The sequence below is a fragment of the Roseimicrobium gellanilyticum genome (genome assembly GCF_003315205.1).
Taxonomy (GTDB): domain Bacteria; phylum Verrucomicrobiota; class Verrucomicrobiia; order Verrucomicrobiales; family Verrucomicrobiaceae; genus Roseimicrobium; species Roseimicrobium gellanilyticum.
Window position 1 is genome coordinate 128618 of the sequence record NZ_QNRR01000009.1, and the last position, 13089, is coordinate 141706.

Sequence of the window (13089 nt, forward strand, 5' to 3'; positions counted from 1 at the left end):
TTAGCGCGAACAGGGACAACGGATTGCCACGTATCGTTCAAATCGCAAGAGGCGCATTTTCCATACAGCGCCCCCCAGACGGACTGAGAAGGAAGAAAGCTGCACCTCGCCGGGGCGTATTTCCCTCTCACCTCAGATCCCCTTTTGCAGAACCGTGAAGAAGACCGTTTTCATCCTCTCCAGCCTGATGCCGCTGCCCATGGCCACCGCCGCGGTGGACTACGCGCGGGAGGTGAAGCCGTTGCTGGCCAGCGCCTGCGTGCAATGCCATGGAGCCGCCAACCCGAAGGGCAGCCTGCGGCTCGACACGGCAGCAGCCATCTTCAAAGGAGGAAGTGATGGCCCTGCTGTGACTCCGGGAAAGGCAGACCAGAGTCTGCTGCTCACCGTGCTGCGCGGCGCCCACGACGAGATTCCGCAGATGCCCTACAAGCGGAACCCGCTGGCGCCGGAGCAGATCGCGATCCTCCAGCAGTGGATCGCGGAAGGCGCCCAAGCCCCGGCCCAGGAGACGCCAAGCGAATGGAGCCACTGGTCCTTTGGAGTGCCGAAGCGCGACAAGACAACGGGGCCTGAAAGAGAGCATCCCATCGATCACTTTATCAATGCCGCGCTCACGAAGCAGGGCATCGAACCTTCACCACGCGCCGATGCCACGACCCTGGCACGGCGGCTCTCGCTGGATCTCACCGGCCTGCCTCCCAGTCTCGCGGTGGTGGAAGCTTTCACCAACGAGTTCGCCAAAAATCCAGCTTGGGGCGTTTACGCCTATACGACCTTTCTCCTCGACTCACCGCACCACGGCGAGCGCTGGGGCCGTTGGTGGCTGGATCAGGCGCGCTATGCAGACAGCAATGGCTACAGCATCGATGCGCCCCGCAGCATCTGGCCCTATCGTGACTGGGTGGTGAAGGCGCTGAATAGGAACATGCCCTTTGATCAATTCACCATCGAGCAACTCGCAGGTGACCTCCTGCCCAAGCCCACCGTGGATCAGCTTGTGGCCACCGGCTTCCATCGCAATACCCAGGTGAATGGCGAAGGTGGCATCGACCCCGAGCAGTTCCGCATCGAGTCGGTGTTTGATCGCGTGGGCACCACGGGCACGGTGTGGCTTGGGCTCACCATCGCGTGCGCGCAGTGCCATGATCACAAGTTTGATCCGGTGACCCAGCGCGAGTTCTACGCGCTCTTTGCCTTCTTCAACAACCAGGAACAGGACGGCCACGGAGGGACCAAGACCTCCTCGGTGGAGATTCCCGATGCAAAGAAGGACATCCCCGGCCTGAAACGTGAAGAGGCAGACCTGAAAAAGAAAATCGAAGTGATGATGCCAGAGCGCCTCCCGGCCATCGCGCAGTGGGAATCAAAACTCACGGATGGAGAGAAGAAGAAGCTGAAGCCCGACCTGCGCAAGGTGCTCGTGGTACCCACAGAGAAGCGGAATGCCGCGCATCATCGCCTGCTCTATGCGCAATTCGCCTTCAACGATGCGGAGTTCAAGGGACTGAACGATCGCCTCATCGACGTGGAGAAGGAACTCTCCACGAAGACCACCTCCCTCACCATGCGTGACCTGCCACAGCCGCGGGAAACACGTCTCTTCATCAAGGGGGACTTCACACGGCCGGATGCCGTCGTGACGCCCGGCACGCCCCATGTTCTGAATCCCTTGAACTACACCGGCAGCAGTCAGCCCACCCGCCTCGATCTTGCCCGCTGGTTGGTCAGTCGTGACAATCCGCTCACCGCACGCGTGATCATGAACCGCGTATGGCAGGTGTATTTTGGCAAAGGACTGGTGGAAACGGAGAATGACTTCGGCACGCAAAGCAGTGCGCCCACGCACCCTGAGTTGCTCGACTGGCTCGCGTGTGAGTTCATGGACAGCGGCTGGGACCTGAAGCACATGCACCTGCTCATCGTCACAAGCGAGACCTACCAACGCAGCTCAAAAGCGCGGAAGGACCTGGCCATCAAGGATCCCACCAACCGCCTGCTCTCCCACCAGAACCGCCTGCGCATGGATGCGGAGATGGTGCGCGACACCTGCCTCAAGGCCACCGGTCTTCTTAACCCAAAACTCGGTGGCGCTCCGGTCTATCCACCGCAGCCGGAAGGCGCGATGAACGTGGGCCAGATCAAGCGCCCGTGGCCCACCAGCACCGGGCCGGATCGCTACCGCCGTGGCCTGTACACCTTCTTCTTCCGTGCGAGCCCGCATCCGGCGCTGACGGTGTTTGACGCGCCGGATTCCTTCACCACGTGCACGCGCCGCATTCGCAGCAACACACCGCTGCAGGCACTCACCATGCTGAATGACCCGGCTTACTTCGAGCACGCGCAGGCGATGGCGAAGGTGGTGGACAGCCAGGGTGTGAAAACTGCCTTCCGCCTGTGCGTGGCGCGCGAGCCCACTCCGAAAGAACTCGCCACCCTTTCCGCTCTTGATCCCCTCACCGCCGCGCGCGTGCTACTGAACCTGGATGAAACCATCACCCGCGAATGATGACGACGATGATGCCTTCTTCGAATGACATCTCCCAGCTTCACGCGGCGCAGGCAAGACTGCAGGCCGGCACACGTCGTCATTTCTTCAGTCGCTGCTCGATGGGCTTGGGCTCCATCGCGCTTGCTTCAATGATGGCCGAGCAACAAGCCAAGGCCGCACCGTCACCGCAGGATCCCCTGGCGCCGCAGAGGCCGCATGGAGCGCCGCGCGCGAAGAACGTCATCTACCTCTTCATGGCGGGCGGGCCCTCGCAGCTGGAGCTCTTCGACTACAAGCCGCGGCTACAGGAGCTGAATGGCCAGCCCATTCCGCAGAGCTTCATCGAAGGGAAACGCTTCGCCTTCATGAACAGCAGCCATGGCGTGAAGCTGCTCGGCGCGCGTCGTGAGTTCAAGCAACACGGCCAGAGTGGCGCGTGGGTGAGCGATCTGCTGCCTCACACGGCGAGCGTGGCGGATGACCTCTGCTTTGTGAAATCCTGCGCCACGGAGCTCTTCAACCACGCACCGGCGAAGCTCTTCATGAACACGGGCAGCGGCCAGTTCGGTCGCCCCAGCATGGGCGCATGGGTGACGTATGGCCTCGGGAGTGAATCGCGCGATTTGCCCGGTTTCGTCGTGCTCCAGAGCGGCCCGCGTGGCCCGCGCGGTGGCGCGGTGAACTGGGCCAGTGGCTTCCTCCCCACGACCTATCAGGGCGTGCCGCTGCGCGGAACCGGAGAGCCCATCTTGAATCTCACCACACCCGGCGGTGTGAGCAGCGCGAGCCAGCGCAAGACCATCGATGCCATCCGCGATCTCAATCTCTCCCGCCTCGTGGAGACGGGCGATGCGGAAATCCAGACACGCATCAACTCCTACGAGATGGCGTACCGCATGCAGACGAGTGCGCCGGACCTGATCGACATCAGCGGTGAGAGCAAGGCCACGCTGGATATGTATGGCGTGGATCCCTCGCAACCCTCCTTCGCACGGAACTGCCTGCTGGCCCGCCGCCTTGTGGAGCGCGGGACCCGTTTCGTGCAGTTATACCATACAAACTGGGACAGCCATGGCGGCCCCGGCGAGACGCTGGAGGATGATTTCCCCCCTCGCTGCCGCGAAATTGACCAAGGCTGCGCTGCCCTCATCCGGGACCTGAAGTCCCGCGGCCTGCTGGAGGATACTCTCGTGATCTGGGGTGGCGAGTTCGGTCGCACGCCCATGGGTGAGAACCGGGACAAGACCGGGCGGAATCACCACATCGACGCCTTCACCATGTGGTTCGCAGGGGGTGGTGTGAAGGCGGGCCACACCTTCGGCAAGTCTGATGAGCTGGGCTTCAACGCTGTAGAGGACCGGGCGCATGTGCATGACCTGCACGCGACCATCCTCCACTTGCTGGGCATCGACCACAAGAAGCTGACCTTCCGCTTCCAGGGACGCGACTTCCGGCTCACGGATGTGCATGGAAAATTGCTACGTGGAATGCTCGCGTAAGTGGCAGATTTTAAGCGGAATTGAAATAACACAGGTCAAAAAAGGCCACTGGACGTTTCGCGACGATTCTGGAAGAACTTTGCTGTACCCATTGCCTCACCGCCCACCTGCGGTAGGGAGAGGGGTACCCGCCAGCTTCCCCCTTCAGACCCCTGCATGTCGAGATACCACCTCGCTTACATCTTCGAGAGATTCCCCACGTTTACCCAGACGTTTTGCGTGAGGGAGATTTTGGAGTTGGAGCGCATGGGGGTGCGGCCGCTGATCTTTTCCATCCATGACACACGGGATGAAAAGGTGCGTCACTACCCGGAGGAGCTGTTGCAGCGGGTGCACTTCCTTCCTCCTGAGGAAGAACTGATCGCGAAGGTGCTCAAGTGGAAGGAGGCCAACGAGCTGCCGCAGAGCGTGGTGCTCACGCTGCGGCACTGGGGCGACCGGCCCGACAAGAATCGCGTGTATGAGGCCGCGTACATCAGCCACGTGCTCACCCAGCTGGGGAGCGCTGCGCCGAGCCACACCCATTCCCACTTCGCCGGCATGGGCGCCCGCACCTGCTGGTGGCTGCGCAAATTTCACGGCACAAGCTTCAGCTTCACCGCGCATGCGAATGACATCTTCTGCTGTGGCGAGACCCAGATCCCACCCCTCTCCTCGCTCTTCCGTGAAGCCAGTCTCGTGGTCACGGTAAGCGACTACACGGCGCGCAAGCTGAAGGAGGAATTCCCCATCGACGCCCCACGCGTCCAACGCGTGTACAATGGGCTGGACCTGCAGCCTTTCGTGGATGCCCGGGCCGGGGCTGACCGCACGAAGGCAGCCGGTGGCATCTTGAGCGTCGGGCGCCTCATCGAGAAGAAGGGATATGACGATCTGATCACCGCGTGCGGCCTATTGCGTGATCGTGACATCCCCTTCCACTGCCGCATCGTTGGCGAAGGTCCTCTTGAAGACGAACTCAAATCCCAAATCTCAAATCTCAAATTGACCGACAGGGTCACGCTCACCGGTCCCCTGGGCATGACAGAGATCATCCGTCTGCTCGCAGAGGAGACCCAGGTCTTCGCGCTCGCCTGCAAGACCGAGAAGGATGGTGGCAAAGACAACCTGCCCACCGTGCTCATGGAGGCGATGGCAGCCAGCCTGCCCTGCGTGTCCACGCGTCTCGCCGGCGTGCCGGAGATGGTGGTGGATGGTGTGACCGGATTGCTTTGCGACGAGAAACAGCCTGCAGCCTTTGCAGATCATCTCGTGACGCTGTTGCAGGATCCCTTGAGGTGCGAACAGATGGGCAAGGCCGGTCTGACCCATGCGCGAAAGCACTTCGCGAAGGAAGAGACGTCCGTGAACCTGCTGGATGCCTTTGCCGAGCGCGCCAGCCTGCGCTTCGATCTCACCCTCGCGCAGAAGTACGGCCTGCTGACCAGCTTCGCCTCACGCACCATGCGTGGCGATGCCCAGCTGCGGCACCATGCGGCGAAGGCACGCGACAAGAGCTTCGATCTGGCCCGCTTCATGGATTGCACTTAGCGTGAGCCGCAGTCGCGCGGCACCACGTGACACGGTGGGATAACGAATGGCGGGTATGAGATGGCCCGCCTCCAACAGCGCCGCACTGGTCTGCACGGCAGCCTCCTCATCGCCGATGATGATGGGCAGGATGGCAGCGGGAAGTGCATTGGTTTGCGCCGTGAACGTCCCACCAAGAAGAGAGAGCAGCAGGCGTTTGTTCGCCCACAGCTTTTCGCGCCTCGCCTCGCCTTCCGCACTTTGCAGGAGTGAGATGGCGTGCTTCGCGGTCCATGCCACGGCAGGTGGTGGAGCGGTGGAATAGATGAGGCTGCGTGCGCGATTGATGAGCAGATCACGCACCGCGCTGGAGGTGGCCACATAACCACCACTCACACCGATGGCCTTGCTGAGCGTGCCCATCTGCAGCTCCACCTGCTTCTCAAGACCCAGTGATGCCACCAGACCCCGACCCTGCGGGCCCAGCACACCCACGGCATGCGCTTCATCGACGAGCAACCACGCGCCGTGCTTTTCTTTGAGCGCGATGATCTCCGCGAGCGGCGCCGCGTCACCATCCATGCTGAAAATGGACTCGGTGACCACGAGCACACGAGTGGACGCGCCGCCTTTCTCACGCGCACCCGCGAGCAATCGCTCCAGCTTTCCGAGATGATTGTGCGGAAAGATGCGGATGGTCGCGCCGCTCAACTTCGCCGCATCAATGAGCGACGCATGGCTGAGCTTGTCCAGGATCACCACATCACCCGGACCGACCAGCGCGGGAATGGTACCCACTGCAGTGGCATATCCGCTGGTGAAAGCCAGTGCCGCCTCGGCGCCTTTGTAGGACGCGAGCGCAGCTTCCAGATCTTCATGTGGCGCATAATTGCCGCAGACCAATCGTGAAGCGCCGGAACCCACACCGAAACGATCGACGCCTTCGCGCATCGCTTCTTTGAGTGCCTCACTGGTGGCAAGACCGAGGTAGTCGTTGGAGGAGAAATTGATGACGCTGTCACGTTGGGGCAACGCAATCTCCGCACCACTGGTGGAGAGCACGCGGCGCAATGACCGCCGCAGCCCCTGCTGCTGCAAATGCTCCAGCGCTTCCTGCGAAGCGTGGGTGAGATTGTGGGAAGTGTCGTTGTCCATGCTGGCGTCCGTACGCATGGAACGCATCGCCTGCGGTGGGGAATTTTCAAACAGAGAGAGGGGGCCGGAGCGCCTCAAGGTGGTCTGCACACTCCGTGTGCGGTCACCTCACGTGACGCAACCTTCAGTCAAGGAGTGGGGACATTCCTGTCCCCACTTGCTACGGCAATCCGGTAGATTGCTGCATTACCAACAGGTTGGATCCACAGAAGCAGCAGAGCTGCGAAGCAAACTGAAGGTGCCGACCTTGGAATGAGCTTCTGGATCCGGGATCCTATCACGCTCCAATGGGGGCAGGAATGCCCCACTCCTTGATACGAGGCTTTCATCTCCAGGGCTGCGCGTTTGCTATTCACTCCTTCGCCAACAACCCCTGCTCTCTCAGAAAGCTGATGCTCTTCTCCAGTGTCTTTGTATATGCAGGCTCCCGGTTGAAGTAACCGTGGGAATCCCCAGGAGAAACTTCCATCACACACGTTCCACCAAGCTCTTTCACCTTCGCCGCATATGCCTGGACTGTGTCGATGGGCACTGTGTTGTCTGCATCACCATGGAAGATGATGGTCGGCGGATGACCTGCCTTGAGATGATGATACGGACTCACCTTCAAGAGCTCCTCCTGCTTCGTGGCCGTCACTTCCGTGGCGCGGCGGAAGTCGAGCTTCACCGCGGGATTGAACAGCAACAAGGCCGCTGGCTTCGTGCTCACGCTCAGATCGTCCTTGGCATCGTTCACTTCGTCCAACGTTGCGAGCGTGGCCGCGAGATGGCCACCAGCCGAACCACCACCGGCGGCGATCTTCGTGGGATCAATGCCCAGCTCCGTTGCATGGCTGCGCACCCAGCGGAAGGCAGAGCGCGCGTCCTTCACGCAGTCTGGGATAGTCACACCGGATTGCGAGGTCAGGCGGTACTGCACGGAGATGGCCACCATGCCGAGCTTCGCCAGCTCCGCACTCTGGCGTGAAAACGCCATCGGGCTGCCATTGCGCCAGCCACCGCCATGGTAGAAGACGACTGCACCACGTTTGTCCTCCGCCTTCCAACCCTCGGGTTTCCAGATCCAGAGTTCCAGCTTCGTGTCACCGGCTTCCTTGTAGACCTTCTTCTCCGTAGGCTGCGGTCCTTGGATCTTTGCTTGTTGCTGCGCCTGCGATTTGGCGTTGTTGGACTTGGGCTTTGGCTTGGCGGAGTCTTGCGCAGACACCATCAACGGCAGTGCAAGCGCGACGGCAGAGACAACTCCAAAGGAGAAAGAAAAAAGGCGGGATGGAAGAACCATGCCGCCTTTAACGCCGGGGTAACCCTGGTGTTTCGTTAGAAATGCCATCCAAAGCTCAGCATCGGGCCGAGAGCGTCGATGCCGGGATTCACGTCGTCTTGATCCAAGTTGGAGACGTGCTGGTAATAGAGGCCGAGGGCCACGCTGCAGCGTTCCGCCACCATGAACCGGGCGCCGGAGTAAAGGAACCAGTTGAAGTTCAAGTCCTGGCCCTGGGCGCCTTCCACTTCATAGCCCTTGCTGTCCATCCAGCCCACACCACCGCCGGCGGCGAAGAACAGGGAGAAATCGCGCGGGGCATTCCACCATTCCAGGGTGCCGGAACCGGCGATGCCGAAGTAGTAGTCCTCCGGACCTTCCACAATAGGCTCCAGCAGCAGCGAAATGCGGTGGCGGAAACCTAGGCGACCGCTGCCCACATTCCAGCCAAAAGCCTCCGGTGACTTCCACGTGATGATTTGCGGCAGGATGGTGTAGTCCAGCGGGGTGCCGTTGTGCCCCACGCGCCAGAGCGCCCCCGTTTCGAAATCGATTTCGTGATGCAGGAGCGGGTCGTAGGGTACCGGGGTGACGGTCGGCAGCGACTTATCCACCGGTCCGGCGACTGCAGCCGAGACCGCGAGACACAACGAAAGGAGCGGGGTCAGCACCAGCGGCTTGAGCTTCAGCATGCGGCGATGGTAAACCGTTTTTCTCAAGTGGGAAGCGGAAACAAACAGGCGCTATACAGCGGGATGGTAGCCGAGTTTCTCCGAAACTCGTGGCACGTTGAGTCATCCGGGAGATGTTTTCCCTCTCCGGGACCTAGAGCGGTTTAAGTTACCGCGTGGCCATTTTCGCAACCCCAACCGCGACCGGCGGTCGCAGCCACAGCCTGAGCCATCCGCCGCACCGCAGTAGCAGCCTTGGCTCTACTGTGGCTGCGACCGCTGGTCGCGGTGCGGCGAGTCACCTCTGATCCAAGGCCACGTCTTTGTTTAGAACGCCCTAGAGGAACGTTCCGTTCCGTATTCTCAGGGTACTTCGAGTTTCGGAGAAACCCGGCTACCATCCCTTCTCACCCACGATTCTGCCGCAGCGCCTCATAGAGCACGATGCCCACAGAGGTGGCCAGATTCAGGCTGCGCGTGCCCTCCATGGGAATGCGCAGGCACGTGTCCTTGTTCGCCTCCAACAGGGACTCGGGCAACCCGCGCGTCTCCGGCCCAAACACCAGATAACACTCCGCCGGAAACGTCGCGTCCCAATAGCTCTGCTGCGTCTTCGTGGTGAAATAAAACCACGGCACTCCAGTTGCGGCGCTCGCACGCAGATCCTCCAGCGTGTCCCACACGTGCACATCCACTTCCTTCCAATAGTCCAGCCCGGCGCGCTTCAACTGCCGATCATCAATGCTGAAGCCCAGCGGCTTGATGAGATGCAGCCTCGCGCCCGTCGCCAGACACAGCCGCCCCACCGCTCCGGTGTTGTGCGGGATCTCAGGCTGGTAGAGGACGATGTGGAGCATAAAAAAAATGCGAGAGTCGTGGTCGACTCTCGCATGGATCAATTCAAGCCCGGATATGAGCCAAAAGGCTAGGCTGCCTTCTTCGCCTCCGCGGGCTTCGCGGCCGGTTGCTGCGCCGCCTTGGCAGGAGCCGCAGGACGCGGCGTGGGCATGATCTCCACCTTGAGTTCCTTCACCTTGTTGATCTGGTAGATCTCCGCCTCGTACTTCGCGGCGAGGTCATCCAGCTCCTTGCGCTTCGTCTGGAACTCGGTCTGCCACGCATCATACGCCACCTTGTCCGATTCACGCTTGTTGAACATGCCCTTCTGCTTGCCCCACAGGTTGCGCATCGGGCGCACGGCTTCGTCATTCCGCTTCTTGTTGAGCGCCACGACCTTCAGGGACTGCTGATACGTGGGGGAATCGGGATCCTCCTCCACCTCGGCATGCACGGAGAGCGCACGCTCATCCCAGGTGCCCACCAGCTTGCCATTGATGTGCAGATCATAGCGGCCGCTGATGAGACCAGAAGCCACATAGGACTCCTGCGAGGCAGTGTGTCCCGCTTTGGTGAGCTTCATGCCGAGTGGTGCCTCAGCCTGCTGCACCCACGGGAGCGCCTTCGGCTTCACGGTGTAGCTCACGGAGCGGGTGGGATTGCCCTTCACCTCCGAGACCACGGCGGGATTGATGGGCTGCCACTGGCCATTCACCACACGCACACCGGCACTCAAGATGGGCCCGGCTTCACCGGTCTGCTTCAGAAGCGTATACGCCATGATGAAATTGCCATCCGGTCCGGGATGGATGGCATCCTGGATGAGCGTGAAGTTCGGGTCGAAGCGACGCTGCTGCGCGGTGAACAGGTTCAGCGGTCCAAAGAGATCCACGAACTGCAGGTTGCGCTGCCAGGCCGTTTCCTGCAGCCACTTGCCATAGTAAGCGAGCACGGCGTTGTAGCCAGTAACCACCCGGCCTTTCGCATACTCCGGTTTCTCCTTGATGCGGACGTCCCACGCCTGGTGGTCGAACATGGTGGGGCTCATCACAATCACACGGCAGTTGATGGCCTTGAGGCGATCCAGCAGCTCGCTCATGTCCTTCGCGTAGGTGTCGAAGGTGGGCTTGTCGAAATCCTTGTAGCTGCCGTCGTTCATGCCCAGCAGCACCGTGGCCACGGTCGGCTTGAAGGCGGCGATGTCTTCGTCGAAGCGGTTCAGCACATCCCTGGCGCGGTCGCCACTCACACCCGCGTTACGGAACGCGAGGCGCATGTTCGGGTAGCGGGTGTAAAAATAGTTTTCCACGTACTGCGTGTAGAGACACGCATGGGTGATGGAGTCGCCCACGAAGATGAAACGATCGCCATCCTTCAATCCAAGACCCGCAGGGGTGGCAGGTACGGCGGGCTTTTTCGCTGGAGCGGCGGAAGGTGAGGGGGCAGCGAGTGACCGGCCCTCCTGGGCAGTGACCGGATGCGCGAGCAGCGCCGCCGTGGCCAGGGTGAGAAGGAATGAGCGTTTCATGGCAAGGATGGTATCGGGTGGAAAAACGGTGGTGGCTGGGTGCCTATTTGCGCCTCGACACCACCACTACCAGCACGAGGCCGAGGACGGTCGCGCCGATGATGACGAGTTCAGTGAAGCCGATGGAAGAGATCATATCGTTGAAGGGCAGAGCTGTGTCATTTCTGCTTTTTTGACAGATACACCACCAGGAAGATGATTCCACCCAGCACCAGCACAGGACCCCCCACCAGCGCCGCGATGACGAGCATCTCGGTCGTGCCAAAGGGCCCGATGCCGGCGAGGGGCGGAGTCATGACAGACAGGACAAACTACAGGTTCTTGATCGCGAGATTGCGGAATTCCACGTGATCGTTGTGGCCGCAGATGATGAGATGGCCGCTGGCATTCAGCATGCCAGGATGCTCGTGGCCATCAATGGGCTTCAGCTTGCTGAGGTCGGCATCCACAATTGTCACGCCATTGAGGATGACTTTGATCTTGGTGCCTTGGGCGACGATTTCCTGCGTGTTCCACTCGCCGATGGGCTTCATGCCTTCGTGCTTGGCGGGCAGCACGCCGTAAATGCTGCCGTGGTGTTGCCATTCCTTGATCTTCTCATGCTTGGGCACGTTGGCATCGATGAGCTGGATCTCCATGCCATTGAGGTGCGGCGCGGGAGCCTTGCCATCCTTGGGCAGATCACAGCGGATGCCCATGCCGTTGTTCGCACCCTGGCTGAGCTTGAAGTCGAACTTCAGGTGGAAGTCGCCATAGGCCTTCTCGCTGATGAGATGCTTGCCCTGCGGCGTACAGATGAGGACGCCATCCTTCACCTCGTAGCCCTTGGTGGTGTCCGCCTTCCAGCCCGCGAAGGACTTGCCGTCGAAGAGCGGAGTGAAGCCCTCATCTGCGGCACGGGAGACCGTGGTGGAAAGGGCGAGGGTGCAAAGACCGAGGGCGGCGGAGAGGAAGAGGCGGCGCGAGTACATGATAGGGAAGGACAACACCAACGCGGCTCGACACCAGGGTGTTGCGAGGAGATGTGCAGCGGCCCGTTTCATGGGCATTCCCCGACTCGTTTCGGGCACTATTGTCTCACAGCCAGCCACTTCATGGCAAGCCCGATGGCGAAGGGGGCGGTGAAGATGCTCACCACGGTGGTGGCCACAATCACCAGCACCGCCGTGGCCGGGTGCCCGCCGTAGTGCCGCGCCAGTACCACGGTGAAGACCGCCGCCGGCATGGCCGCCTGCACGCAGAGTACCTGCTTCATCTCCGCGCTCAGGGGCATCCAGAGCCCCACCGCAATGAACAGGAAGGGCAGCAAAAACATGCGCAGCACCGAGGTGGCCACGGCCACATTCAGCTTGAAACGCTCTTCGCCGATGAGGTCCATGATGGTGCCGCCAATGAGGATGACGCACAACGGAATGGCACATGCCCCGAGCTGGCCGAGCAGCACGTGAATCATTTCCGGCACGTGCGGCCCCACCCCGGCGTAGTGCAGGACCAGTGAGGCCAGGATGCTGATGACGGGCGGATTGATGGCGTGCCTCCACGGCGCCTTGCTGAAGCCCGTGAGCAGACCCACGCCCACGGTCCACATGGCAAGTTCCACGCCCAGCGTGTAGGTGAAGAGCACCCCGATAAGCGGCTTCCCAAAGAGCGCCTCCGTCACGGGGATGGCCACAAAGCCGTAATTCTGCAGGCCGGTGCAGAGGGCGAAGGTGCGCGCTCCCTCCCCTTTCTTGATGCCAATCAGTGGCGTGACCAGGTAGCAGAGCCCCATGGACGCGGCCACCATCACGAAGCCCAGAGTGGCATTCAGCAGGACCTGCCCACCGTTGTTCAGCGCCGGATTCCCCACGATGCGCTCAAAGGCGAGGCATGGAAAAAGCACCCGCACCGCGAGGTTCATGATGCCGAAGTCCGCCTCGCGTGGCATCCACCCAATCCGCCGGGCACCCGCGCCCACCATCATGGTGAGGTAGACAGGAAGCGTGGCGAGGAGGATGGTAGAATAGTTCATGAACGATAGCGCCCCCTCTTGGTCAACGGGACCGGCCTTCCGGTCAATGAATTCGCTGCAGTTGCTGCGGCGGCACGTCCTTTGCGAACGTGTCATGCACATCCATTTGACGGACCGCTCCGCCGCC

11 protein-coding genes are annotated in these 13089 nt (G+C 61.2%); 3 read left to right on the plus strand and 8 right to left on the minus strand.

Going from position 1 to position 13089, the window contains the following annotated elements:
• Nucleotides 1-154 precede the first annotated feature (154 nt).
• From DES53_RS22515 to DES53_RS22525, 3 genes are all read left to right on the plus strand, one after another.
• Nucleotides 155-2509 carry a PSD1 and planctomycete cytochrome C domain-containing protein gene (locus tag DES53_RS22515; RefSeq protein ID WP_211325646.1) on the plus strand — a complete coding sequence of 785 codons (2355 nt, stop codon included), beginning with the start codon at nt 155-157 and terminating at the stop codon, nt 2507-2509.
• Between the two features lie 11 nt (nt 2510-2520).
• Nucleotides 2521-3990 carry a DUF1501 domain-containing protein gene (locus DES53_RS22520; RefSeq protein WP_113960742.1) on the plus strand — a complete coding sequence of 490 codons (1470 nt, stop codon included), beginning with the start codon at nt 2521-2523 and terminating at the stop codon, nt 3988-3990.
• Nucleotides 3991-4146: 156 nt separating this feature from the next.
• Entirely contained in the window at nt 4147-5520 is a 1374-nt protein-coding gene (locus DES53_RS22525) for a glycosyltransferase family 4 protein (protein WP_113960583.1), read from the plus strand.
• On the opposite strand, the gene DES53_RS22530 is transcribed toward DES53_RS22525, so the two are convergent.
• The 8 genes from DES53_RS22530 to DES53_RS22560 all read right to left on the minus strand — a co-directional run bounded on the left by DES53_RS22530 (nt 5425) and on the right by DES53_RS22560 (nt 12962).
• Nucleotides 5425-6672 (minus strand): aminotransferase class I/II-fold pyridoxal phosphate-dependent enzyme, encoded by a 1248-nt coding sequence (locus tag DES53_RS22530; protein ID WP_245958238.1) that lies wholly within the window; start codon nt 6670-6672, stop codon nt 5425-5427. The genes DES53_RS22525 and DES53_RS22530 overlap by 96 nt on opposite strands.
• A gap of 334 nt (nt 6673-7006) precedes the next feature.
• On the minus strand, nt 7007-7864 hold the full coding sequence (locus DES53_RS22535; RefSeq protein ID WP_170157310.1) for an alpha/beta hydrolase: 858 nt from the start codon (nt 7862-7864) through the stop codon (nt 7007-7009).
• 107 nt (nt 7865-7971) lie between these two features.
• Nucleotides 7972-8634 carry an acyloxyacyl hydrolase gene (locus tag DES53_RS22540; RefSeq protein ID WP_170157311.1) on the minus strand — a complete coding sequence of 221 codons (663 nt, stop codon included), beginning with the start codon at nt 8632-8634 and terminating at the stop codon, nt 7972-7974.
• A gap of 359 nt (nt 8635-8993) precedes the next feature.
• Nucleotides 8994-9443: a tRNA (cytidine(34)-2'-O)-methyltransferase gene (locus DES53_RS22545; RefSeq protein ID WP_113960586.1), complete on the minus strand. Its 450-nt coding sequence runs from the start codon at nt 9441-9443 to the stop codon at nt 8994-8996.
• A gap of 68 nt (nt 9444-9511) precedes the next feature.
• On the minus strand, nt 9512-10951 hold the full coding sequence (locus tag DES53_RS22550) for an SGNH/GDSL hydrolase family protein (RefSeq protein ID WP_113960587.1): 1440 nt from the start codon (nt 10949-10951) through the stop codon (nt 9512-9514).
• Between the two features lie 158 nt (nt 10952-11109).
• Nucleotides 11110-11247: a hypothetical protein gene (locus DES53_RS33150; RefSeq protein ID WP_170157312.1), complete on the minus strand. Its 138-nt coding sequence runs from the start codon at nt 11245-11247 to the stop codon at nt 11110-11112.
• Nucleotides 11248-11262: 15 nt separating this feature from the next.
• On the minus strand, nt 11263-11922 hold the full coding sequence (locus tag DES53_RS22555) for a 3-keto-disaccharide hydrolase (RefSeq protein WP_113960588.1): 660 nt from the start codon (nt 11920-11922) through the stop codon (nt 11263-11265).
• Between the two features lie 98 nt (nt 11923-12020).
• Entirely contained in the window at nt 12021-12962 is a 942-nt protein-coding gene (locus DES53_RS22560; protein WP_170157313.1) for an AEC family transporter, read from the minus strand.
• Between the last annotated feature and the right edge of the window lie 127 nt (nt 12963-13089).

Bases quoted from the DNA above. Each gene is read 5' to 3' on its own strand.
- DES53_RS22530 (WP_245958238.1), bottom strand. From the start codon at position 6,672: ATGCGTACGGACGCCAGCATGGACAACGACACTTCCCACAATCTCACC.
- DES53_RS22560 (WP_170157313.1), bottom strand. From the start codon at position 12,962: ATGAACTATTCTACCATCCTCCTCGCCACGCTTCCTGTCTACCTCACC.
- DES53_RS22520 (WP_113960742.1), top strand. From the start codon at position 2,521: ATGCCTTCTTCGAATGACATCTCCCAGCTTCACGCGGCGCAGGCAAGA.
- DES53_RS22535 (WP_170157310.1), bottom strand. From the start codon at position 7,864: ATGGTGTCTGCGCAAGACTCCGCCAAGCCAAAGCCCAAGTCCAACAAC.
- DES53_RS22525 (WP_113960583.1), top strand. From the start codon at position 4,147: ATGTCGAGATACCACCTCGCTTACATCTTCGAGAGATTCCCCACGTTT.
- DES53_RS33150 (WP_170157312.1), bottom strand. From the start codon at position 11,247: ATGACTCCGCCCCTCGCCGGCATCGGGCCCTTTGGCACGACCGAGATG.
- DES53_RS22550 (WP_113960587.1), bottom strand. From the start codon at position 10,951: ATGAAACGCTCATTCCTTCTCACCCTGGCCACGGCGGCGCTGCTCGCG.
- DES53_RS22555 (WP_113960588.1), bottom strand. From the start codon at position 11,922: ATGTACTCGCGCCGCCTCTTCCTCTCCGCCGCCCTCGGTCTTTGCACC.
- DES53_RS22545 (WP_113960586.1), bottom strand. From the start codon at position 9,443: ATGCTCCACATCGTCCTCTACCAGCCTGAGATCCCGCACAACACCGGA.